This window comes from Burkholderia sp. MSMB2157WGS (assembly GCF_001532755.1).
Lineage (GTDB): Bacteria > Pseudomonadota > Gammaproteobacteria > Burkholderiales > Burkholderiaceae > Burkholderia.
The window spans coordinates 24,193-47,275 of sequence record NZ_LPJG01000014.1 but is presented as its reverse complement, the minus strand read 5'-3'; the positions used below and the strand labels follow the sequence as shown (position 1 = coordinate 47,275).

The following is a 23,083-nucleotide window of genomic DNA, read 5'->3' as shown; positions in this document are numbered from 1 at the left end:
GTTTACCGGTACACAATCAATCGCGTTTCATGGCTAACGGCACCCAAGACGGCATTCAAATCCGCGGCAGCATCCCCGCGATCGTCACCCCGATGCTCGAAGACGGCAGTCTCGACCTGCCGGCGTTTCGCAAACTGATCGACTGGCACATCGCGGAAGGCACCGATGCACTCGTCGTCGTCGGTACGAGCGGCGAGTCGGCAACGCTCAACGTCGAAGAGCACATCCTGATGATCCGCACGGCGGTCGAGCATGCGGGCAAGCGCATCCCGATCATCGCGGGCGCGGGCGGCAACTCGACCGCGGAGGCGATCGAGCTGACGAAGCACGCGAAGGCGGTCGGCGCGGACGCGACGCTGCAGGTCGTGCCGTACTACAACAAGCCGACGCAGGAAGGCATGTACCGCCACTTCCGGACGATCGCCGAAGCGGTCGACCTGCCGGTGATCCTGTACAACGTGCCGGGCCGGACGGTCGCGGACATGGCGCACGAGACGACGCTGCGCCTCGCGCAGGTGCCGGGCATCATCGGCGTGAAGGAAGCGACCGGCAACATCGATCGCGCCGCCCACCTGATCAAGGCCGCGCCGAAGCATTTCGCGATCTACAGCGGCGACGATCCGACCGCGATCGCGCTGATGCTGCTCGGCGGCCACGGCAACATCTCGGTGACCGCGAACGTCGCGCCGCGCGCGATGAGCGAGCTGTGCCGCGCGGCGCTGGCCGGCGACGTGCAGACGGCCCGTACGCTGCACATGAAGCTGCTGTCGCTGCACAAGAACCTGTTCATCGAAGCGAACCCGATCCCGGTGAAGTGGGCGCTGCAGGCGATGGGCAAGATGCAGGGCGGCATTCGGCTGCCGCTCACGGCGCTCGACGAGCGCTGCCACGATGCCGTGCGTTCGGCCCTCGTCGAGGCCGGCGTTCTCGCCTGATGCCGAGGCGGCCGCGTCCTGCGGCCGCCGGCTCGACCCCTGATCAACCCGCACCGGCCGGCTCCGTCCGGCGCCGCTCCTGACGAGCGTTCTAGCAAGACGAAGGATTTCATGAAACGTTTCGCCTTTTCCTCTCGTGCCATCCAGTTGTCGGTGATGGCGCTGGCGCTGGGCGCGCTCGCCGGCTGCGATACGCTGAACGACTACCTGGCCCCTGACCGGGTCAACTACAAGAACACTGGTTCGGCGCCGCCGCTCGCGGTGCCGAGCGACCTGAAGCCGGTGCCGACGACGCAGCAGTTCGTCGCGCCGCCGACCAATGCCGGGCTCGGCACGCTGCCGCCGCGGGCCACGACGCAGGCCGGCAATGCGACCGACGGTATCCCGAGCGCGCAGGATCCGCTCGGCATGCACATCGAGCGCGACGGCGATCGCCGCTGGCTCGTCGTCGACGGCCGGACGCCCGAGCAGCTGTGGCCGATCCTGAAGGAGTTCTGGCAGGAGAACGGCTTCTCGCTGAAGACCGATGCGCCGTCGACGGGCATCATGGCCACCGACTGGGCCGAGAACCGCGCGAACATTCCGGACGACTGGTTCCGTCGCACGATCGGCAAGGTCATCGATTTCGCCTATTCGTCGGGGACGCGCGACCGCTTCCGCACGCTCGTGAACCGGACGTCGGACGGCAACACCGACATCTCGATCACGCACAGCGCGATGGAAGAAATGATGGTCGGCCCGCAGGGCGGCACGTCGTCGCGCTGGGAAGAGCGTCCGCGCAACCCGGTGCTCGAAGCCGTGTTCCTGTCGAAGCTGATGCAGAAGTTCGGCCTGACCGACGCGCAGGCGAAGCAGTTGCTGACCGATGCGCGCCCCGCGACGGCGCCGGCGCAGGTCGCCGACACGAGTGGCGGTGCAGCGACGCTGCAACTGGCCGAGTCGTTCGACCGCGCGTGGCTGCGCGTGGGCCTGGCGCTCGACCGGACCAACTTCACGGTCGACAATCGCGACCGCGAGAAGGGGGTCTACACCGTGCGCTACGCGAACTCGATGGAAGAGCTCAAGCGTGACGGCCTGTTCGGCAAGCTGTTCTACGGCGGCCCGTCGGCGGCCAAGCCCGGCAAGGAATATCTGATCAACGTGCGCGCGCAGGGCAATGGCGGTACGCAGGTCGCCGTGGTCGGCGCGGACGGCCAGATCGACAACTCGTCGGACGCGCAGCGGCTCATCTCGCTGCTGCACGCGCAACTGAACTGAGCGCGTGCGATTCGCCAGCCTCGGAAGCGGCAGCGAAGGCAACGCGCTGGTCGTCGAGGCCACGAGCGGCACGACGACCACCCGCGTGCTGCTCGACTGCGGCTTTTCCGCCAAGGAGGTCGAGCGCCGGCTCGGCCGACTGAATCTCTGCATCGCCGATCTCGATGCGATCCTCATTACCCATGAACACAGCGACCACGTCGGCAGTGCGCTGACGCTCGCACGCCGTGCGTCGCTGCCGCTCTACATGAGCTGGGGCACCGCGCGCGCGGTCGGCGCGGACGAGGCCGATGTCGATCTCCACGTGCTGTGGGGCGACGAGACGGCCGCGATACGCGATCTGGCCGTGATGCCCTATACGGTCCCCCACGATGCGCGGGAACCGCTCCAGTTCGTCTTCACGGACGGAAGCCGCCGGCTCGGCGTGCTGACGGACGTCGGGATGGCCACGCCGCACATCACGGCCGTCCTGAGCGGCTGTGACGCGCTGGTGCTCGAATCCAACCACGATACCGCGATGCTGGCCGCCAGCCGCTATCCGCAGTCGCTGAAGGCGCGGATCGGCGGCAACCACGGCCACCTGAGCAACGACGCGGCGGCGGACATCCTCGCGTCGCTCGAACGCAGCCGTCTCCAGCATCTGGTCGCGGCCCATCTAAGCCAGCAGAACAACCTGCCGGAACTGGCTCGCCAGGCGTTTGGCGGTGTACTCGGGACGGACGGGGAGGACGTGATCGTGGCCTCGCAGGACGCGGGCTTCGACTGGCTGATGCTCGTGTGAGCGGGCAGAGGCTGCTGCGGCAGCTTCAAGCGGCTGCCGGGCGCGCGATTCGAAAGCGGCAGACGTAAAAAAACCGGCCCTCGGGCCGGTTTTTTTCAGCTGATGCTGAAGGCTTACTGGCTTGCGCCCGAAGCCGGAGCAGCCGTCGCTGCCGAAGCAGCCGACGCCACTGCAGCAGCAGCGTCGCTCGCAGCAGCCGTTGCCGACGAAGCAGCAGCCGAAGCGTCGCTCGCAGCACCAGCAACTGCCGAAGCAGCCGACGAAGCAGCAGCAGCCGCGTCGCTTGCAGCCGACGAAGCAGCTTGATCAGCGCTCTTGTTGCAAGCAGCCAGTGCAACAGCAGCCAACAGGGAAGCTACGAGGAGGGATTTCTTCATGATCACGTCCTTTTATGGTTAAAGGTAAGCAACAGCGCGAAACAATACCGGTAATGTGCTCCAACACCGACCTGGGCCGCTGGTGGAGACGCACTTCTAGAGCGTGAATCTTCCCTACGGCTTGGGCGGAAATTATATGCACTTTCCTATCGACCGTCGACAAATGCGGGGTCAATACGTTGTCTTTCCCATACAGAATTTGATCTGTACGGGCATACGGGGCGACTCACACTAATTCCGGCTTCCGACCCGTATCCAGCCCGCACGATACCACTCGTGCAACAAAGCTGTCATCGACGGAACCCGGGATAGTGTTACAAACCGTTTCGCCTCCATCTGGCGTCGATTGGCCAGTTCGGGCAGCCATTCATCGGCTTGCTCGAGCGGCCCTTCCTCGCCATTAATGAAGTACGAGCGCGCGTTATACATCAATGCAGCCCTTCTGTCGAGACGCACGCCACGGCGTGACGCTTGCGTGACGAACGCGGCCTCGGACAGCGGACGCTCGGGCGGGTCGAAAACAACGCTCGGTTTCGGCTCGCTCAGGTAGCAGCCGAGGAATTCGGCGACGTCGCGCTTGCGCCAGCGGATCGCGTCGACGATCTCGGCGACACGGTCGATCATGGCCGGCGGCAATTGCGCGGGCGCGTCGACGGCCGGCTGCTTCGGATCGCGGTAGAGGTCGTCGCCGCGCGCGTCGCGCAGGCCGCCGCGCTCTGCGAGGTAGTACAGGAACTGGGCGCCCAGCTCGCCGGCGGACGGGGCCCGGAAGCCGATCGAGCAGGTCATGCACTCGCCTTCGGCGACGCCGTCGTGCGCGATGTGCGGCGGCAGGTACAGCATGTCGCCGGGCTCCAGCACCCATTCGTCGCTCGGCTCGAAGTTCTCGAGAATCTTCAGCGGCACGTCCGGCTGCAGCGACAGATCCTTCTGCGCGCCGACCCGCCAGCGGCGCCGGCCTTCGACCTGCAGCAGGAATACGTCATAAGAATCGAAGTGCGGGCCGACGCCGCCGCCGTCCGTCGCATACGAGATCATCAGATCGTCCAGCCGCGCGTCAGGGATGAAGCGGAAGCGGTCGAGCAGCGCGCGGGCCGCGTCGACGTGCAGATCGAGCCCCTGCACGAGCAAGGTCCAGGATTTGCGCGTGACCGCAGGCAGCGAGTCGGGCTCGAACGGACCGTGCGCCAGTTGCCACTTGTTACGAAAATGGGTGATCAATCGCGATTCCGCGTCATAGTCGGCGGCGAGCTCGAACAATGCGTCGCGCGTGACCGGCGACGCGACGCCGGGAATTGCCTGGCGGATCAGCAGCGGCTTTTTCTGCCAGTAGCCGCGCATGAATTGCGCCGGCGTGAGGCCGCCGAGCAGCGGCGTGGGAAGATCGGAGGGCGGCGCGCCGAGCGGGGCGGCAGCGGCATCCCGCGGTTCGGCTTGAGACCGGTTGCGCATCGTATAATGGGACTTGTACTTGGGAGAATTGGATGAAAATCGCAAAAAACACCGTCGTATCGGTCACTTACAAGCTGTCGGACGCACAGGGCAATCTGATCGAGGAAAGCGACGAGCCGATGGTCTATCTGCACGGCGGCTATGATGGCACGTTCCCCAAGATCGAGGAACAGCTCGACGGGCACGAGGCGGGCTACCAGGCGCAGATCCAGCTCGAGCCGGAGGACGCGTTCGGCGACTACGATCCCGAGCTCGTGAAGATCGAGCCGCGCGATCGTTTTCCCGAGCCGCTCGAAGTGGGCATGCAGTTCGAAGGCACGCCGGAAGACGCCGACGAGGAAGTCGACTCGCTGATCTATACGGTCACCGATATCGCCGAAGACAAGGTCGTGCTCGACGGCAATCACCCGCTGGCGGGCATGGCGCTGCGTTTCGCGCTGACCGTGAAGGACGTGCGCGAAGCCACCGAAGACGAAATCGAGCACGAGCACGCGCATGGCGCGGAAGGGCTCGAGATCGTCGACGAGGATGACGACGAGGACGGCGAAGCGCCGTCAGGGCGTACGCTGCACTGAGCTTGCCGGCAGGCCCGGCGCCGGCCCTGATGCGGCGGGCGGCGCCGGCCACGACGCGCCGCCCGGTGCGGCGCCGTCGCCCTGCAACGGCGGCGCGACCGACGACGCGTCGGGCAGCGCCGGCAGTGCGGGGATTTCCGGCATCTGCGGCAGCGGCACGTCGTCGCGTGGCACGAGCGGCAGCGTGGGCGGCACCGGCAGGTTCTTCGGCACCTCCTGCAGGCTCACGTTGAAGATCGTCTGCCGCGCCGGCGATACGGTCACCTTGACCCATTGATTCGCCGGATGGCGCGGTCCGATCGCGACGCGCGTCACGTTTCCTACCAGCTCACCGTCGTCGGCATGCAGCGGACGGTCGATCAGAAAGCCGTTCGCCAGCGGTTCGCCGCTCGCGTGCATCACCAGTATCGGGCCGCGGAACGTCGCCGCCGCCTTCACCAGCGTTCGTTTCAATTCACGGAAGCCGTCGCGCACGCGCGGCCGGTTGAAACGCAGCCACGCGAAGCGCTCCGAGCGTTCGTAGCGTTCGAACTGCGGATCGCCCTCGAAAATCACGACCATCGCGCGGGCTTCGCGCCGCTTCGCATATTCGGCGGCGTGGTCGATCCAGAAGCCGTTCGCGATGATGCGGTCCTCGAATTCGCCGTTGCGGCCGCCCGCCGTCAAATAATGATTGTTCGGCGCGGGCGCATTGAGTGCGACGTAGACAATGTCGTCGCGCATCCAGCGTGCGTTCTCGCGATATGGCCGGAACCGTGCGACTTCGCTTTCCCTCGTTATCTGCAGCGCACCGGGGTCGGGCAGCGCCGACTCGGCGAGCAGCGTCTGTCGCACGAAATCGAGCCGCTCGACCGGATCGTAGCCGCCGCCGGCCGCGGTGTTGCACGCGATCCAGTCGTCGTGGCCGGGAATGAACACGAGCGGCACGCGCGCCGAATCCAGGATCGCGCCGCGCTGCGAATACAGCGTGTCGCGGCATGCTTCCTTCGGGCCTTTGAGATCGCCCGCGTAGACCACGAACGCGAGATTGCGCTCGCGTGCGATCGCATCGAGCAGCCGCTGCGCGGCCGGTTCGTCCGCCGGCCCGTTGATGACGCCCGACACCACCGCGAACGAGTGGGGTGCGGTGCTGCGCTTGGGCGGCGCGGCCAGCGCGCCGGCCTGCGCCAGCGCAAGCATTGTCGCGGCGAGCGCGGCGGCAGCGCGGGCCGGCAGGCCCCGCGGAATGCGCTTACGCGTGCCCGTCGGCATCGTACGACCGGACCAGCGTGCGCAATTCGTACAGCAGGTCGAGCGCCTCGCGCGGCTTGAGATCGTCGGGATCGATGTCGCGCAGCTTTTCGAGCGCCGGATGCGGCGTGGCGGGCAGCGCGGGCGCATCCGCGCATTCGAGATCGTCGATGGTTGCCGGCGGCGCGCTGAAGAGATCGAGTTGTGGCGTGTGCTGGGATGCCGACTGCTGTTCGAGATACGCGAGGTGCTTGCGCGCGGCGCGGATTACGGGCGCCGGGACGCCCGCGAGCTGCGCGACCTGAAGGCCGTAGCTCTGGTTCGCCGGGCCTTCGTTGACCGCATGCAGGAATACGATCCCGTGGCCGTGCTCGACGGCCGACAGATGGACGTTGGCCGCCTGCGGGAATTCGGCCGGCAGTTGCGTCAGCTCGAAGTAGTGCGTCGCGAACAGCGTGTAGCACGCGTTGTGCGCCAGCAGGTGGCGCGCGATGGCCCACGCGAGCGCGAGGCCGTCGAAGGTCGACGTGCCGCGGCCGATCTCGTCCATCAGCACGAGGCTTTGCGGCGTCGCGTCGTTGAGGATCGCCGCGGCTTCGGTCATCTCGACCATGAACGTCGAGCGGCCGCCCGCGAGATCGTCGGCCGCGCCGATGCGCGTGAAGATTCGGTCGATCGGGCCGAAGCACGCCGATTTCGCCGGCACGTAGCTGCCGACGTACGCCATCAGCGCGATCAGCGCGGTCTGCCGCATGAACGTGGACTTACCGCCCATGTTCGGCCCGGTGATCAGCAGCAGCTTGCGATCGGCGCCGAACCGGCAGTCGTTCGCGATGAACTGCTCGACCTGCGCTTCGACGACCGGATGGCGACCCTGCTCGATTTCAATGCCGATCTCGTCGGTGAAGGTCGGGGCGACCCAGTCGAGCGCACGCGCGCGTTCGGCGAAGGCGGCCAGCAGGTCGAGTTCGGCGAGGGCCGATGCGACGCGCTGGCACTCGGGGATGAACGGCAGCAGCGCCTGCAACACCGAGTCGTACAGCGCACGCTCGCGCGCCAACGCGCGCTCCTGTGCGGACAGCGCCTTGTCCTCGAAGGTTTTCAGTTCCGGCGTGATGTAGCGCTCGGCGTTCTTCAGCGTCTGGCGGCGGCGGTAATCGTCGGGCACCTTGTCGGTCTGGCCGCGCGTGACCTCGATGTAGAAGCCGTGCACCTTGTTGTATTCGACGCGCAGGTTCGCGATGCCGGTGCGCGCGCGCTCGCGCGCTTCGAGATCGATCAGGAACTGCCCGCAGTTCTCCGAAATGTCGCGCAGCTCGTCGAGCTCGGCATCGTAGCCGCGCGCGATCACGCCGCCGTCGCGCACCATCGCGGCCGGCTCGGTGGCGATCGCGCTCGTCAGCAGGTCGAGGCATTCGGCGGGCGGCGCGAGCGCCGCGTCGATGCGAGCGAGCGCATCCGCGTTCGCGACGATCGCGCCGATGCGCTCGCGCAGCGCCGGCAGCGCGGCGAACGTATCGCGCAGGCTCGACAGGTCGCGCGGGCGCGCCGACAGCAGCGCGAGACGCCCGGTGATCCGTTCGACGTCGGCGATCTGGCGCAGCGCGCTGCGCAGCGCATCGAGGCTCGCGTTGGCCGGTGCATCGAGCAGCGCGCCGATCGCCTGTTGGCGCGACTGCGCGGCAACCGACGCGCGCGGCGGGTGATGCAGCCAGTGGCGCAGCAGGCGGCTGCCCATCGTCGTGCAGCAGGTGTCGAGCAGCGAATACAGCGTGGGCGACTCGGTGCCGCGCAGCGTCTCGGTCAGTTCGAGGTTGCGGCGCGTGGCCGGATCGAGACCGATGTATTCGGTTTCGTTCTCGACCTTCAGGCTGCGCACGTGCCGCAGTTGCTGGCCTTGCGTGGCCGCTGCGTAGAGCAGCAGCGCGCCGGCCGCGCCGCACGCGCTCGTCAGCGAATGCGCGCCGAAACCGTCGAGGCTCGCGACGTCGAGCTGGTCGCACAGGCGCTGCGTGCCCGACGCGATGTCGAAGTGCCAGGCCGGCACGCGCTTGCTTGCGCCCGCGCCGGCGGGAATGGCGTCGGTTGCACCGTCCGGCGTCAGGATTTCGGCCGGCCGGATGCGTTCGAGCGCAGCGGCAAGCTGCTCGGGCTCGATTTCGGCGAGCCGCAATGCGCCGCTCGCGAGGTTCAGCCACGCGAGGCCGATATTGACCGCGACGCCGCGCTTGTTGTGGCCGGTGCACATCGCGAGCAGGTAGACGTCGTTCTTGTCGGACAGCAGCGCGGCATCGGTCAGCGTGCCGGGTGTGACGACGCGTACGACCTTGCGCTCGACCGGCCCCTTCGACGTGGCCGGATCGCCGATCTGCTCGCAGATCGCGACCGATTCGCCCATCTTCACGAGCTTCGCGAGATACTGCTCGACCGCGTGATGCGGGACGCCGGCCATCTTGATCGGCGTGCCGGCCGACGCGCCGCGCTGCGTGAGGGTCAGGTCGAGCAGGCGCGCCGCTTTTTCCGCATCCTCGAAGAACAGCTCGTAGAAGTCGCCCATCCGGTAGAAGACGAGCGTGTCCGGATGATCGGCCTTGATGCGCAGGTACTGCTGCATCATCGGGGTATGGCCGGCAAAGGCCTCGGGCGACAGCGTGGTCATAGGTCAGGCATTAAGTTGTTGCTTGGGTTGCCCGAGTTTACCAGTGGCTTCGACGTCCACGCGCGAAGTTCGCCGTTTGGCCAGGTGCAAGCGATGGCCAGCGGCAGCGGGCGATGCCTACTTGCTCTCGTCCAGCGCGTCGTTCCAGACCTTCGCGCCTCGCTCGTGCGAGGCAACGCCTTTGAAGAACGACTCGATGGCGGCGCGCATGTCGAAGTCGTCACACTTGTCCCACAAGACGAGTTTGGGTTTGTGTACGCGGAAGTCGCCGGTGCTCTTCGGCGTGTATGCGACCGCAATGGCCGCCCTTGCCGACGGGAAAGCGTAGGACCGCGCTTCCAGAACGATCGCATCGAGCTTTTTGCCATCGGGAGTCGCGAGCCGGCCGTCGTACGCCAGTACGCCGTCGCTTGCGTTGGACGGATCGCTGTCGAGACGCTTTCGACCTTGCGCGACTGCCTCGGCTGCATCGTCGAACACCAGCCGCTCGATTTTCCGCTGACCGTCGTCGGTCTGAAATGCCGCGATGGGGGTAAGGCCATCTGCGTCGGAGACACACCAGACGGCATGCGCCGCAATAAAACCAGCTAGTTCGAAGGCGGTGAGCATGATAGTGGGGGCGGACAGGTCAGAGCCGAGCGCTCATATGACCGGGAAAGTTGCTTTCGACTGCACGAGTTTACCAGCGGTCCAAACGGGACCGCTCGCAGTTCGCCATTCGGTCGGTCGTCGGCGATGGCGATCGGCTGCCATGTGAGAGACGTGCCCACTCGACTGCCAGCCCACAAAGCAAAGCGTCCGACGTCGCCGGACTGCTCCCGCATCGCTGGATACCCCGCGCCACCAAACTGGCAAGATGGGTTCACCGGTGCCTACAATCAGACCAATGCGTGCGCCGATTCCGAAAGACTTTCCCCAACGCCCCGTATCGGCGACTCGATTTCGTCTCGCGGGCGCCGCCGCGTCGATTACCTTGGAGCAACAGGAGAACCCGATGATCAAAGTCAGTGTCATGTACCCGTACGCCGCAGGCGCGCGATTCGATCATGCTTACTATCGCGAGCGGCATATGCCGATGGTGAAACAGCGCCTCGGCGCCGCATGCCTGTACTACACGGTGGACAAGGGAATCGCCGGTGGCGCTCCGGGCATGGATCCCGTGTACGTGGCCAAGTGCGACTTCGTCTGTACTTCCTTCGAAGCTTTCCAGGCGGCCCGCGATCCGCATGCGCAGGAGATCATGGCCGACATTGCCAATTACACGGATATACGCCCCGTGCTGCAGATCAGCGAGGTGGTCGTGGAGCGTTCGGAAACCTGATCCAGGTTCCGATATCGTCAGGCATTGCATGCGCGCGCGACGTACGCGGCCTGGCCACGCCGCGCCTCGCCCCGCGGTGCCGATGTCCGGTTTCCGTCATGGCCACCGGTACGTCGCCTTGACCGGCCCTCATTTCGTCGGGGATGCAAGCCGGCGTATTGCGGGCGAGCGGGGAGAATCGGATCCGTCCGGAAACGCCATGACCTGTGAAACGTTTGGCAAACTGCGTCATCCGGCCCATCCGTCTTTCTGCTGGCCGATACGCTCGGGACTTACACCGATTCGCGTCGCAAAACTGAAACTTGGGCCCGTGTCGACGAGATCGGCGTGCTACGCTGAAACGTCGATGTATAAAAATACAATAGATTAACGGGGCACGAACATGAAGCAAGCCGTACAGGATGTCGGGGGAGCGTGCGCGCAAAGTACGCCGGTGTCGCCCATGACCGCGGTCGCGGGCAAGTCGGAGCGGATCGATCCGATCGAGCTTGGCGCTCGCGTGTCTTCGGTGACCGTGCTGGGCGCATTCGCCTATTTGATTTATATGCAGTGGCGATTGAATCCGAGCCGGATCACGCTGATCCTGCTGCTGGTTTCCGCGGGACTGACCGTCGGAATGTCGGCTTTCGCGAAACTGCCGAAGCGGCGCGACTGGCATCCCGTCGCGGTGATCGTGGCGCTGGGCGGTTCGTTCTACTGCCTTGCCTATCAGCTGAACGCCAGTACGCAACTGATTCCGGAATGGGCAGGCGGCGTCTGGCAAGTTTCCGGGATTGCGTGGCAACTGTTCGCGAAGCTGTCGCTGGGGCGCTCGTTCGGTCTGCTGCCGGCGAATCGCGGCGTGGTTTCGACCGGGGCGTACCGGTTCATGCGTCATCCGATCTATGCCGGTTACCTGTTGTCCGAAATCGGCTTCCTGCTTGCGAATTTCAGTACCCGGAACCTGCTCACGATCGGCATCTGGATGCTGCTGCAGATCGCGCGAATCGTCATGGAGGAGAGGGTGTTGTCGGAAGACGCCGATTATCGTGCGTACAAGACGAAGGTGCGGTACCGGTTGATTCCGGGCGTGTTTTGACGGGAACACCGAAAGCGCGCGACGGCCGGGCGCCGATCGCGCATGGGCGCGGCGGACACGCGAAAGCCGGCGCGTTCGGGTCACGGACCTTCGCGCGCCGGCCCCGTATCGCAGATCAGGACGCGTGCGCCGACGTCAGGCTGAGCGCCACTGCCTGCGCGACCTCGATCCCGTCGATCGCTGCCGAATAGATGCCGCCCGCATAGCCGGCGCCTTCGCCGGCCGGATACAGGCCTTCGACGTTCAAGCTCTGGTAGTCGTCCTTGCGCCGAATCCGGATCGGCGACGACGTGCGCGTTTCCACGCCGGTGAGCACGGCATCGTGCATCGCGAAGCCGGCGATCTTCTTGTCGATCTCGGGCAGCGCTTCGCGGATCGCTTCGATCGCGTAGTCCGGCAGCGCGGTGCTGAGATCGGTCGGATTCACGCCGGGCTTGTACGACGGTTCCACGGTGCCCAGCGACGTCGACGGCCGGCCCGCGATGAAATCGCCGACCAGTTGGCCCGGCGCGCGGTAATCGCCGCCGCCGAGTTCGAATGCGCGTTCTTCCCATTTGCGCTGGAACGCGATGCCGGCGAGCGGACCGCCCGGATAGTCGTCCGGCGTGATGCCGACGACGATGCCCGCATTCGCATTGCGCTCGGCGCGGGAATACTGGCTCATCCCGTTGGTGACCACGCGGCCGGGCTCCGAGGTCGCGGCGACCACCGTGCCGCCCGGGCACATGCAGAAGCTGTAGACGGCCCGCCCGTTGCTTGCGTGGTGGACCACCTTGTAGTCGGCCGCGCCGAGCTGCTTGTGGCCCGCGAACTTGCCGAAGCGGCTGCGATCGATCAGCCCCTGCGGATGTTCGATGCGAAAACCGAGCGAGAACGGCTTGGCTTCGATGTAGACGCCGCGGTCGTGCAGCATCTGGAACGTGTCGCGCGCGCTGTGGCCCACGGCCAGCACCACGCGGTCGCACCGCAGCGTTTCCCCGTTCGACAGCTTGAGCGCGCGCACCTTGCCCTGGTCGATGTCGATGTCGTCGACGCGGGTTTCGAAACGCACTTCGCCGCCGAGTTCGTGGATCGACGCGCGCATTTTTTCCACCATGCTGACGAGTCGGAACGTGCCGATGTGCGGCCGGCTCAGATACAGGATGTCCTCGGGTGCGCCGGCCTTGACGAATTCGTCCAGCACCTTGCGGCCATAGTGGTTCGGATCCTTGATCTGGCTGTACAGCTTGCCGTCGGAGAACGTCCCCGCGCCGCCTTCGCCGAACTGCACGTTGGATTCGGGGTTGAGCACGCTCTTGCGCCACAGGCCGAAGGTGTCCTTGGTGCGCTCGCGCACGGCCTTGCCGCGTTCGAGAATGATGGGACGGAAGCCCATCTGCGCGAGGATCAGCCCCGCGAACAGCCCGCACGGCCCCATGCCGACGACGACCGGGCGCAGGAAATCGGCGTGCTCGGGCGCCTTCGTGACGAAGTGATACGTCATGTCGGGCGTCACGCCGCAATGCGGCTTGCCGGCGATGCGCTCGAGCGCGGCCGCCTCGTCGGTGACTTCGACGTCGACGATGTACGTGAGCTTGATGTCGGCGCGTTTGCGTGCGTCGTGCGCGCGGCGGAACACGGTGTAACGGAGCAGTCCGTCTGCCGCCACGCCGAGCTCCGCGAGGCGCGCGCGAATCGCGGCCTCGAGCGCGCTGTCGGGGTGGTCGAGAGGGAGTTTGATTTCGCTTAGCCGTAACATGGGGACTCGGATGCGATTGCCACGGCGCCGTGGCGGTGTTGATACAGGCGGGGCCGGCACGCCGGCGGCGTCGTTCGCCGTGCGGGCATGCCGGACGCAAACCATGCGCTGTCGTTGCCGGACGAGCGGTGCGAGCGGCGGTACGCCGACCCGTACGGGCAACGCGAGCAACTTCAGGATAGGCGCACGAAGCGACCCGTGTGCACGGAAGATTGTCCCGCGTGTCGGGCGATCGGCGCGCCATCGTGACGATGCCGCGCGAGCGGTTTGCGCGAAAGCCGCGCCGCGCGGGCGCGGCCCGGGCTCATTCCGCTGCCGGATGCACGCGGCTGTAGCGGTTCAGGATCGGGATCATCTGCGCGTAGATCTTCGGGTTCGCGGCGACGATCTCGTGGCGATGCAGGAAATCGGCGTCGCCCGTGTAGTTGCCGACGAGGCCGCCGGCCTCGGTGATCAGCAGGCTGCCCGCCGCCATGTCCCACACGTTGATGCCTTGCTCGAAGAACGCGTCGAGGCGGCCGGCCGCGACGTTCGCGAGGTCGAGCGCCGCCGCGCCCGGGCGGCGCAGGCCCGTGCAGGCCTGCGTCATCTCGGTGAAGAGGCGCGCGTAGGCGTCGAGGCCGTCCTTCTCGCGGAACGGGAAGCCCGTGCCGACCAGCGCGTCCGACAGGCGGTCGCGGCGGCCGACGCGGATGCGGCGGTCGTTCAGGTACGCGCCGCGGCCGCGGGTGGCCGTGAACAGGTCGTTCTTGTTCGGATCGTAGACGACGGCCTGCGTGACGACGCCCTTGTGCTCGAGCGCGATCGATACGCAGTAGTACGGGAAGCCGTGGATGAAGTTGGTCGTGCCGTCGAGCGGATCGATGATCCACTTGAATTCGGATTCGTTCTCCGATTCGCCCGATTCCTCCGCGAGGATCGCGTGGTCGGGGTAGGCGGTCTTCAGCGTCTCGATGATCGCGTCTTCGGCGGCCTTGTCCACTTCGGTGACGAAGTCGTTCTGTTGCTTCTTGCGGATCTCGATCAGGTCGAGATCGAGGGACGCGCGATTGATGATCTGTCCGGCGCGGCGCGCAGCCTTGACAGCAATATTGAGCATGGGATGCATGAGCCTGGATCCTGTAGCCGGCGGCACGGGCCGCCACGAAGTGGGACAACCGCCCGGAACGGCGCAAGCGTGCCGGGGCGAGGTGAGACGCGAATTGACAAAGAGCGGGGTACGACCCGCGCTGCGCCGAGCGCAACACGTAAAGGCATGATTTTACCCGATTTTCGGCGCTTTCAGGCGACCGGCATGCGGGGAAACCCCCACTGGCCGTCCGGACGAGTGGGTTTGCGGGAGCGATGGCGATACCATACGGCCATTCTGATGAACCGAGTCGTATCGTAGTGGAAACCTCGCAGAACCCCGCCGCGCCGTCCGAATCGGGCGCGGCCTCGTCCTCGCCGCCGACCGGCGGCTTCACGTCCACCCGTTTCGTGCTTGTCGAGCCGAGCCATCCCGGCAACGTCGGGGCGGCCGCCCGCGCGCTGAAGACGATGGGCTTCTCGCGCCTCGTGCTGGTCGCGCCGCGCGTGCCGCACGTGCAGCGCGACCCCGAGGCGATCGCGATGGCCAGCGGCGCGGACGACGTGCTCGCGTCCGCGCACGTCGTGCCGACGCTCGGTGAAGCGCTGTCCGGCGTTCACTGGTCGATCGCGCTGACTGCGCGCACGCGCGAATACGGGCCGCCGCGCCTCGCGCCGCGCGCGGCCGCCGCGCAGGCGAGCACGCAGGTCGGCACGGGCGACATCGCGCTCGTGTTCGGCAACGAGCGCACCGGCCTCGCGAACGAGCATGTCGAGCAGTGCAGCGCGCTCGCGCACATTCCGGCCAACCCGGCCTACAGTTCGCTGAATCTCGCGCAGGCCGTGCAGGTGCTCGCATACGAGTTGCGCGTCGCGTTTCTCGAGCAGGCGAGCGAGCCGTCGGCGCAGCCGCAGGCCGAAGCCGGCACGCTCGCGCAGAGCGACGAAATCGAGCGGATGTACGTGCACCTCGAGAACGCACTGATCGCGCTCGACTTCCTCGATCCGCGCAACCCGAAGAAGCTGATGCCGCGGCTGCGGCGCCTGTTCGCGCGCACGGGCCTCGAGCGCGAGGAGGTCAACATCCTGCGCGGTGTCGCGAAGCACATCCTGCTGAAATCGGGCAAGCCGGGCGGCGACGCGTAAGGGGCCCGCGCTGCGATTGTCAGGCGCGGGGGAGTTCGCCGATGAAGGCGGCGTGTGGCCGGACAGGCCATGCAGCGGCCGACCGGCCACGCCGAACCCACTGTTTCTCCCGATCGACCCTCCGCGGAAACCCCGTCGCAGCAAGCGTCCCGGCCGAATACCCGTGCCGGCCGCGGGGTGAACGCGCGGCCGCGTGCGGCCCAGCGCGACTGGCCCTACAATCGCCGGACGTCATAAGCAAATGACCCGGCGCGATAACGGCCGGCATTGCCGGCGATGCGCGCCGGCCTTTTCCCTGATCACATCATGTTCACGAGACTGCGCGAAGACATTGCAACGATTCGCGAGCGGGATCCCGCCGCTCGCAGTGCGTGGGAAGTGCTGACCTGTTATCCGGGGCTGCATGCGCTCGTGCTGCACCGTTTCGCGCATGCATGCTGGCGCGCGAAACGCTACTGGCTCGCGCGATTCGCGTCGCAGGCCGGTCGATTCCTGACCGGGATCGAGATCCACCCCGGCGCGACGATCGGCCGGCGCGTGTTCATCGATCACGGCATGGGCGTCGTGATCGGCGAGACGGCGATCGTCGGCGACGACTGCACGATCTATCAGGGCGTGACGCTGGGCGGCACGTCGCTCACGCGCGGCGCGAAACGCCATCCGACGCTCGAGGCCGGCGTGATCGTCGGTGCGGGCGCGAAGGTGCTCGGCGGGTTCACGGTCGGCGCGGGCGCGAAGATCGGCTCGAACGCGGTGGTCGTCAAGCCGGTGCCGGCGGGCGGTACGGCGGTCGGCAATCCGGCGCGCATCGTGATGCCGGCGCAGCCGAAGCTGCAACCCGAACGCGCGGCATTTTGCGCATACGGGATCACGCCGAACGCCGACGATCCGATGTCGCTCGCGATTCACGGGCTGATCGATCACGCGGCGAAGGAAAGCCGCCGCGTCGACGAGATCGTCGCGGCGCTCGAGCGGCTCGGCACGCATCTGGAAACGCTGCAGGGCGCCGACGCGGCGGGCCTCGACCTGCGCAGGCTGTCCGCGGTGCTGGAAGGCAGGACGGTCGAACGCCAGATGTAACGAACGGGAAGGGCGCCGACGGCGGCTGTCGGCGCGGCCGCGGCGGCGTCAGTCGAGCGGCATCGCGTGGATGCCTTCCGCATCGACGCGCAGGTAGCCGCCGCGCGGCGTGCCGTGATCGAGATCCCAGTCGGGCAGCACCCAGCGGATTCCACCCGGTTCCGCGTGGCGCGCGGGGCGGTGCGTGTGGCCGTGAATGATCACGCTCGCGCGGCTTTTCCGGAACAGCGCGGCCACGCCTTCCCGCGTGACGTCGTAGAGGGCCGAAGCGGGGCGCATGCGGCCCGCTTCGCTGGTCGAGCGCATGCGTTGCGCGAGCGCGCGGCGCCAGCGGAACGGCCACGCGAGAAACAGCCATTGCGCGACGCGGTTGCGCGCGAAGCGACGGAACATCTGGTAGCCGCGGTCAGCTGTGCATTGCGCGTCGCCGTGCGCGAGCACGATGCGCTGGCCGAACGCGACGATCAGCGAAGGATCGGGCAGCAGCATCGCGCCGGCCGCCTTCATGAAGCGCCGGCCAAGCAGGAAATCGCGGTTGCCGTGCATCACGTAGAGCGCGATGCCGCGTTCCGAGAACGTGTGCATCAGCGCGGCCATGCGCGCGGCGAACGGATCGTCGTCGAGGATGTCGTCGCCGATCCAGTATTCGAACAGGTCGCCGAGGATGAACACCGAATCGGCGCTGTCGGCGGTGTATCTCACGAAATGCTCGAACGCGGCGACCGTCTTCGGAATCGCTTCGCTCAAGTGCAGATCGGAGAGAAACAGGAACGGGCGTGCGGCTTGCGCGTATTCGCGCTCGCCCGGCACGCCCGCGGAGACGCTTCGCGGCGGACTCTCCTGCAACATCGAAGTGCCTCCGTAACGACTGCGCGTCAGACCACCACGGCCTTTTCGATCACGACGTCGTCGGTCGGCACGTCCTGATGGAAGCCGGCGTTGCCCGTCTTGACGCCCTTGATCTTGTCGACCACGTCCTGGCCTTCGACGACCTTGCCGAACACCGCGTAGCCCCAGCCCTGCGGCGTCGGCGACGAGTGGTTCAGGAAGTCGTTGTCGTTCACGTTGATGAAGAACTGGGCGGTCGCCGAATGCGGATCGTTCGTGCGCGCCATCGCGATCGTGTAGTTGTCGTTCTTCAGGCCGTTGTTCGCTTCGTTGTCGATCGGCGCGTCGGTCGGCTTCTGCTTCAGGCCCGGCTCGAAGCCGCCGCCCTGGATCATGAAGCCGTTGATCACGCGATGGAACACGGTGCCGTCGTAATGGCCCTTCTTCACGTAGTTCAGGAAGTTCTCGACCGTCTTCGGTGCCTTCGCGGCGTCGAGTTCGAGCTTGATCACGCCGTGGTTCGTATGCAGTTCAACCATGATGAATTCCTTCGGTGAGGCGGTTTAAATGGCACGCGGCCGGTCGTGCGACGCGGCCGCGTGAGGCGCCGGACGTGCCGGCAGGTGCTTACTTCGAGACGATGCTCGCCGATTCGATCACGACCGGCTGGGCCGGCACGTCCTGCATCGGGCCGCGCGAGGTCGTCGCCACGCCTTCGATCTTCTTCACGACGTCGAGACCCGACACGACCTTGCCGAACACCGCATAGCCGTTGCCGTCCGGGTTCGGGTAGTCGAGGCCGCCGTTGTCGACCGTATTGATGAAGAACTGCGCGGTCGCCGAATTCGGGTCGCTGGTGCGCGCCATCGCGATCGTGCCCGTCAGGTTCTTCAGACCATTGCGGCTCTCCAGCGGGATCGGCGCACGGGTCGGCTTCTCCTCGAAGTTGGTCTTGTAGCCGCCGCCCTGGATCATGAAGCCCTTGATCACGCGATGGAAGATCGTGCCGTTGTACTGGCCGGACTTCACGTAATCGAGGAAGTTGGCGACGGATTTCGGCGCCTTCTCCGGATAGAGCTCGACGCGGATGTCGCCCTGCGAGGTCTTCAGCTGCACGACGGGGTGCGCGGTGGCCGTTTGCGCGAACGCGGGTGCGGTCGCGAGAAGGGCGGCGCCGCCAAGCGCCAGCAACAGACGTTTCATTGCGATCCTCAGGTTGGGAGGGGAAGGAAGGCCGCGCCGCTTATTTCGACGGCGCGACGTACGGCGCCGCCAGTGCGCCCGACGGACCGCTGAACTGGAACGTCGGCGACATCGGCAGCGTGGTGGTGCTCACGTTCGCGGCGGCGCGATCGGTGTAGTCGCGCGTGGTCGGCGTCGTCGCGCGGGCGTTCGGCGCGGCCTTCGACGGCGACACGATCTTCTGGAGATCAGCGAGGCGCTGCGCGGTCGCGCCGCTCGTGCGGCCGAGCGATTGCGCGCGCTTGTACGATTCGGCCGCGAGCCGCAGGTACAGATCGCCGAGGTTCTCGTACGCGAGCGAGTAGCTCGGGTTCGATTGCGTCGCGGTGACGAGCGCGGTGCGCGCTTCGTCGTAGCGGCCGTGTTTCGCGTAGAGCGCCGCGAGATTGTTGTACGGCTCGGGCAGTTCGGGGTACGCCTGCGTGATCGCGACGAACTGCTGGATCGCGTCGTCGTCGCGGTTCAGGCGGGCCAGCACGGTGCCGCGCTTGAACTGCGCCTGCACGTCGTGCGGGTTCGACGCGATGCGTGCGTCGAGCTGCGCGAGCGCCTGCTTCCACTGCTTGCCGGCGATCGACGCGTCGATTTCGGGGGTGCCGTCGGCGACCGCCGGGGCCTTTTGCGCATGCGCCGCGGGAGCCGCGAAAAGCGTCAGCGCGACGCCCATGACGGTGGTCGCAACGAGGGTCGCAGCGCTCGGCGCGCGGCCGCGATGAGGTTTCATAGGCGTAAATCGGAATGTTATACTCCGAGCCATTCTAACAAAACGTCTGCGCGTTCCGGCGAGCGTCAGACAGTCTTTCTCAGCCTCTCGTGGCCGTCACCGCTGTGCTTGCAGCCTGACCGCCCCATGTGATATCGAGGACGCGCGGCCTGGCGCCGCGGCAGATGGTCCGTCCGTTTCACATGCTGGGCGAGCTTCGCCAGGGCGGTTTCCTTCGGCTCACGGTTCATCTCTATGGAATCACTGCGCATCTACAACACGCTCGCGCGTGACAAGCAAGTTTTCGTGCCGCGCCAGTCCGGCGAAGTGCGGATGTACGTATGCGGGATCACCGTCTACGACTATTGTCACGTGGGCCACGCGCGCATGCTGGTCGTGTTCGACCTCGTCCAGCGCTGGTTGCGTGCGATCGGCTATCGGGTCACGTATGTGCGCAACATCACCGACATCGACGACAAGATCATCCGCCGCGCGGTCGAGAACGGCGAGACGATCAAGTCGCTGACCGACCGCTTCATCGGCGCGATGCACGAGGACGAAGCCGCGCTCGGCATCCAGCGGCCCGACATCGAGCCGCGCGCGACGCAGTTCATCCCGCAGATGCTCGGCATGATCGAGACGCTCGAGACGAACGGCTACGCGTACCAGGCGACCGACGGCGACGTCAATTACTCGGTGCGCAAGTTCACGAACTACGGGAAGCTGTCGGGCAAGTCGCTCGACGATCTGCGCGCGGGCGAGCGCGTCGCCGCGAACGACGCGAAGGAAGATCCGCTCGACTTCGTGCTGTGGAAGCGCGCGAAGCCGGAAGATCCGGAAGGCGCGTCGTGGGCGTCGAAGTACGGGATGGGGCGCCCGGGCTGGCACATCGAGTGCTCGGCGATGGGCTGCACGCTGCTCGGCAATCACTTCGACATCCACGGCGGCGGGCAGGATCTGCAATTCCCGCACCACGAGAACGAGATCGCGCAGAGCGAAGGCGCGACCGGCGAGACGTTCGTCAACTACTGGATGCACAACGGCTTCGTGCAGGTCGACAACGAGAAGATGTCGAAATCGCTCGGCAACTTCTTCACGATCCGCGAAGTGCTCGAGCGTTACGACGCGGAAGTCGTGCGCTTCTTCATCGTGCGCACGCACTACCGTTCGCCGCTCAATTACAGCGACGTGCACCTCGACGATGCGCGCGCGTCGCTCACGCGTCTGTACACCGCGCTGAAGGACGTCGACGCCGATACGCTCGCGCTCGACTGGAACGAGCCGCACGCGCAGCGTTTCGCGGCCGCGATGAACGACGATTTCAATACGCCGGTCGCGGTGGCGACGCTGTTCGAGCTGGCGGGTGAAGTCAACCGCACGCGCGATGCGTCGCTCGCGCGGCAACTGAAACAGCTGGCGGGCCTGCTCGGCCTGCTGGGCCGCGAACCGCGCGCGTTCCTGCAGCAGGCGTCGGGCGCCGCGCAGGCGGGCGGGCTCGCTGCCGACGAGATCGAAGCGAAGATCGCCGCGCGCGTCGCGGCGAAGCAAGCGAAGGACTATGCCGAAGCGGACCGGATCCGGGCGGAATTGCTCGACGCCGGCATCGCACTTGAAGACAAACCGGGTGGATCGACCGAATGGCGTCGCGTATGAGCGCGGTGCGTTCCACTGACCGATCCGTCAGGTAGGAGGCAAGATGGCAACGGCCAGAAAAGCGCCGGTCAGGCGCGCGACCCCGGTCGCCGCGCGTCCGGCAGCCAAGCGCGTACCGGCGACGAAGGCGGACGCGACGCGCGCCGTGCCGAACGGCGCGCTGAACGGTCATGCGCAGCCTGCGGCCGCGCCGCCGGCCGCCGACACGGCCCGCAAGACACGTGTGTCCGAAGCGGACGGCGAGGAGGTCGTCGTGCGTCCTGCCTATTGGGACAAGGCGTGCGCGGACCTCGTCAAGCGCGACCGGATCCTGAAGAAGCTGATTCCGAAGTTCGGCCCCGCGCATCTCGTGAAGCGCGGCGACCCGTTCGTCACGCTCGCGCGCTCGGTCGTCGGCCAGCAGATTTCGGTGCCGTCCGCCCAGTCGCTGTGGGCGCGCATCGAGGACGCCTGTCCGAAACTCGCGCCGCAACCGGTGATCCGGCTCGGCGCGGACAAGCTGATCGCATGCGGGCTGTCGAAGCGCAAGACGGAATACATCCTCGATCTCGCGCAGCATTTCGTGTCGGGGGCGCTGCACGTCGACAAATGGACGTCGATGGACGACGAGGACGTGATCGCGGAACTCACGCAGATCCGCGGCATCAGCCGCTGGACCGCCGAGATGTTCCTGATCTTCAACCTGTCGCGGCCGGACGTGCTGCCGCTCGACGACCCGGGCCTGATCCGTGCGATCAGCGTCAATTACTTCAGCGGGGAACCCGTCACGCGCAGCGAGGCGCGCGAGGTCGCGGCCAACTGGGAACCGTGGCGCACCGTCGCGACCTGGTACATGTGGCGCAGCCTCGATGCGCCCGACGCCGACGCCTGAGCGCCGGCTATCGGGTTTTAAACATCAATAGTTGAGAGCCGGTTTTGAGCGTCGCCCGCGCGGGTAGAATACGCGCTGCCGCAAGACCCAAGGATTCGAACACATGAAGACCACGTTTCTGGATTTCGAACAGCCGATCGCCGAACTCGAGGCCAAGATCGAAGAGCTGCGATTCGTGCAGGACGACTCGGCTGTCGATATTTCGGAAGAAATCGAGCGGCTGTCGAAGAAAAGCCAGCAACTGACGAAGGACCTCTACGCGAACCTGTCGCCGTGGCAGGTTTCGCAGATCGCGCGGCATCCGCAGCGTCCGTACACGCTCGATTACGTCGCGGAGCTGTTTACCGATTTTCACGAGCTGCATGGCGACCGCGCGTTCGCGGACGACCTGTCGATCGTCGGCGGTCTCGCACGCTTCGGCGGCCATCCGTGCATGGTGATCGGTCACCAGAAGGGCCGCGACACGAAGGAGCGCGCCGCGCGCAACTTCGGGATGCCGCGCCCGGAAGGCTATCGCAAGGCCGAACGCCTGATGCGTCTGGCCGAGAAGTTCGGGCTGCCGATCTTCACGTTCGTCGACACGCCGGGCGCGTACCCGGGCATCGGCGCGGAAGAGCGCGGCCAGTCGGAGGCGATCGGCCGCAATCTGTACGTGATGGCCGAGCTGAAGACGCCGATCATCACGACGGTGATCGGCGAGGGCGGCTCGGGCGGCGCGCTCGCGATCGCGGTGGCCGATACCGTGATGATGCTGCAGTTCTCGACCTACTCGGTGATCTCGCCGGAAGGCTGCGCGTCGATCCTGTGGAAGAGCGCCGCGAAGGCGCCGGAAGCGGCGGAAGCGCTGGGCCTGACCGCGCACCGCCTGAAGGCGCTCGGCCTGATCGACAAGATCGTCAACGAGCCGCTCGGCGGCGCGCATCGCGATCCGAAGGGCATGGCCGCGCTGCTGCGCCGTGCGCTGGCCGATTCGCTGCGCCAGTTCCAGGGCATGAGCATCGATGCGCTGCGCGAGCGCCGCTTCGAGCGCCTGATGGCCTACGGCAAGTTCAAGGAAACCACGCCCGGCGCATGACCGGCTGCGTATTC

At 66.5% G+C, this 23,083-nt stretch carries 23 protein-coding genes; 12 read left to right on the top strand and 11 right to left on the bottom strand.

The annotated features are described in order from the left end of the window. Positions 1 to 29 precede the first annotated feature (29 nt). From dapA to WT53_RS33825, 4 genes are all read left to right on the top strand, one after another. Positions 30 to 935 carry a 4-hydroxy-tetrahydrodipicolinate synthase gene (gene dapA, locus WT53_RS09535; protein ID WP_034207730.1) on the top strand — a complete coding sequence of 302 codons (906 nt, stop codon included), beginning with the start codon at positions 30 to 32 and terminating at the stop codon, positions 933 to 935. Between the two features lie 111 nt (positions 936 to 1,046). Then, complete coding sequence (gene bamC, locus WT53_RS09530) at positions 1,047 to 2,192, top strand: outer membrane protein assembly factor BamC (protein ID WP_060259486.1); 1,146 nt, start codon at positions 1,047 to 1,049, stop codon at positions 2,190 to 2,192. Between the two features lie 4 nt (positions 2,193 to 2,196). Further along, positions 2,197 to 2,973 carry an MBL fold metallo-hydrolase gene (locus WT53_RS09525; protein ID WP_034207728.1) on the top strand — a complete coding sequence of 259 codons (777 nt, stop codon included), beginning with the start codon at positions 2,197 to 2,199 and terminating at the stop codon, positions 2,971 to 2,973. Positions 2,974 to 3,075: 102 nt separating this feature from the next. Then, positions 3,076 to 3,279, top strand: coding sequence for a hypothetical protein (locus tag WT53_RS33825; RefSeq protein ID WP_006487056.1), 204 nt, complete (start codon positions 3,076 to 3,078; stop codon positions 3,277 to 3,279). Here WT53_RS33825 and WT53_RS34405 read toward each other — a convergent pair whose 3' ends face one another. Together WT53_RS34405 and WT53_RS09520 are read right to left on the bottom strand one after the other, a co-directional pair. Beyond that, positions 3,280 to 3,525, bottom strand: a complete 246-nt coding sequence (locus WT53_RS34405; RefSeq protein WP_011657350.1) for a hypothetical protein — start codon at positions 3,523 to 3,525, stop codon at positions 3,280 to 3,282. Positions 3,526 to 3,581: 56 nt separating this feature from the next. Then, the gene (locus tag WT53_RS09520) at positions 3,582 to 4,802 is read right to left on the bottom strand and encodes a cupin domain-containing protein (protein ID WP_034207727.1); all 1,221 of its coding nucleotides are present in this window, start codon (positions 4,800 to 4,802) and stop codon (positions 3,582 to 3,584) included. 32 nt (positions 4,803 to 4,834) lie between these two features. Between WT53_RS09520 and WT53_RS09515 the strand changes: the two genes are divergently transcribed. After that, positions 4,835 to 5,377, top strand: coding sequence for a peptidylprolyl isomerase (locus WT53_RS09515; RefSeq protein WP_034207726.1), 543 nt, complete (start codon positions 4,835 to 4,837; stop codon positions 5,375 to 5,377). On the opposite strand, the gene WT53_RS09510 is transcribed toward WT53_RS09515, so the two are convergent. The 3 genes from WT53_RS09510 to WT53_RS09500 all read right to left on the bottom strand — a co-directional run bounded on the left by WT53_RS09510 (position 5,357) and on the right by WT53_RS09500 (position 9,875). After that, positions 5,357 to 6,628: a hypothetical protein gene (locus WT53_RS09510; RefSeq protein ID WP_179949004.1), complete on the bottom strand. Its 1,272-nt coding sequence runs from the start codon at positions 6,626 to 6,628 to the stop codon at positions 5,357 to 5,359. The genes WT53_RS09515 and WT53_RS09510 overlap by 21 nt on opposite strands. Continuing rightward, on the bottom strand, positions 6,609 to 9,266 hold the full coding sequence (gene mutS / locus WT53_RS09505; RefSeq protein ID WP_060259483.1) for a DNA mismatch repair protein MutS: 2,658 nt from the start codon (positions 9,264 to 9,266) through the stop codon (positions 6,609 to 6,611). Before mutS ends, WT53_RS09510 begins: the two co-directional genes overlap by 20 nt. A 117-nt stretch (positions 9,267 to 9,383) precedes the next feature. Further along, complete coding sequence (locus WT53_RS09500) at positions 9,384 to 9,875, bottom strand: hypothetical protein (protein ID WP_034207724.1); 492 nt, start codon at positions 9,873 to 9,875, stop codon at positions 9,384 to 9,386. 385 nt (positions 9,876 to 10,260) lie between these two features. On the opposite strand from WT53_RS09500, the gene WT53_RS09495 reads away from it, so the two are divergent. Both WT53_RS09495 and WT53_RS09490 read left to right on the top strand, forming a co-directional pair. Then, complete coding sequence (locus WT53_RS09495; RefSeq protein WP_034207723.1) at positions 10,261 to 10,587, top strand: EthD family reductase; 327 nt, start codon at positions 10,261 to 10,263, stop codon at positions 10,585 to 10,587. A 442-nt stretch (positions 10,588 to 11,029) separates the two neighbouring features. Next, positions 11,030 to 11,665, top strand: a complete 636-nt coding sequence (locus tag WT53_RS09490; protein WP_060259480.1) for an isoprenylcysteine carboxylmethyltransferase family protein — start codon at positions 11,030 to 11,032, stop codon at positions 11,663 to 11,665. 115 nt (positions 11,666 to 11,780) lie between these two features. Here the strand turns inward: WT53_RS09490 and WT53_RS09485 are convergent, their stop codons facing one another. Next, positions 11,781 to 13,403, bottom strand: coding sequence for an NAD(P)/FAD-dependent oxidoreductase (locus WT53_RS09485; protein ID WP_060259477.1), 1,623 nt, complete (start codon positions 13,401 to 13,403; stop codon positions 11,781 to 11,783). Positions 13,404 to 13,707: 304 nt separating this feature from the next. Then, positions 13,708 to 14,511, bottom strand: a complete 804-nt coding sequence (locus WT53_RS09480; RefSeq protein WP_059608913.1) for an inositol monophosphatase family protein — start codon at positions 14,509 to 14,511, stop codon at positions 13,708 to 13,710. A 281-nt stretch (positions 14,512 to 14,792) separates the two neighbouring features. On the opposite strand from WT53_RS09480, the gene WT53_RS09475 reads away from it, so the two are divergent. Beyond that, positions 14,793 to 15,617, top strand: a complete 825-nt coding sequence (locus WT53_RS09475) for an RNA methyltransferase (protein ID WP_060259474.1) — start codon at positions 14,793 to 14,795, stop codon at positions 15,615 to 15,617. Between the two features lie 306 nt (positions 15,618 to 15,923). Further along, complete coding sequence (gene cysE / locus WT53_RS09470; RefSeq protein ID WP_060259471.1) at positions 15,924 to 16,697, top strand: serine O-acetyltransferase; 774 nt, start codon at positions 15,924 to 15,926, stop codon at positions 16,695 to 16,697. A gap of 48 nt (positions 16,698 to 16,745) precedes the next feature. Here the strand turns inward: cysE and WT53_RS09465 are convergent, their stop codons facing one another. The 4 genes from WT53_RS09465 to WT53_RS09450 form a co-directional block, all read right to left on the bottom strand. Next, the gene (locus WT53_RS09465) at positions 16,746 to 17,546 is read right to left on the bottom strand and encodes a UDP-2,3-diacylglucosamine diphosphatase (RefSeq protein WP_034207717.1); all 801 of its coding nucleotides are present in this window, start codon (positions 17,544 to 17,546) and stop codon (positions 16,746 to 16,748) included. A 26-nt stretch (positions 17,547 to 17,572) separates the two neighbouring features. Beyond that, complete coding sequence (locus WT53_RS09460; RefSeq protein ID WP_006483987.1) at positions 17,573 to 18,064, bottom strand: peptidylprolyl isomerase; 492 nt, start codon at positions 18,062 to 18,064, stop codon at positions 17,573 to 17,575. Between the two features lie 88 nt (positions 18,065 to 18,152). Next, positions 18,153 to 18,728 carry a peptidylprolyl isomerase gene (locus tag WT53_RS09455; RefSeq protein ID WP_034207716.1) on the bottom strand — a complete coding sequence of 192 codons (576 nt, stop codon included), beginning with the start codon at positions 18,726 to 18,728 and terminating at the stop codon, positions 18,153 to 18,155. Positions 18,729 to 18,768: 40 nt separating this feature from the next. Continuing rightward, positions 18,769 to 19,491, bottom strand: a complete 723-nt coding sequence (locus WT53_RS09450) for a tetratricopeptide repeat protein (protein ID WP_060259468.1) — start codon at positions 19,489 to 19,491, stop codon at positions 18,769 to 18,771. A gap of 234 nt (positions 19,492 to 19,725) precedes the next feature. On the opposite strand from WT53_RS09450, the gene cysS reads away from it, so the two are divergent. From cysS to WT53_RS09435, 3 genes are all read left to right on the top strand, one after another. After that, on the top strand, positions 19,726 to 21,123 hold the full coding sequence (gene cysS, locus WT53_RS09445; protein WP_034207714.1) for a cysteine--tRNA ligase: 1,398 nt from the start codon (positions 19,726 to 19,728) through the stop codon (positions 21,121 to 21,123). A 43-nt stretch (positions 21,124 to 21,166) separates the two neighbouring features. After that, positions 21,167 to 21,994, top strand: a complete 828-nt coding sequence (locus WT53_RS09440) for a DNA-3-methyladenine glycosylase (RefSeq protein ID WP_034207713.1) — start codon at positions 21,167 to 21,169, stop codon at positions 21,992 to 21,994. A 103-nt stretch (positions 21,995 to 22,097) separates the two neighbouring features. Continuing rightward, the gene (locus WT53_RS09435) at positions 22,098 to 23,069 is read left to right on the top strand and encodes an acetyl-CoA carboxylase carboxyltransferase subunit alpha (protein ID WP_034207712.1); all 972 of its coding nucleotides are present in this window, start codon (positions 22,098 to 22,100) and stop codon (positions 23,067 to 23,069) included. Positions 23,070 to 23,083 lie beyond the last annotated feature (14 nt).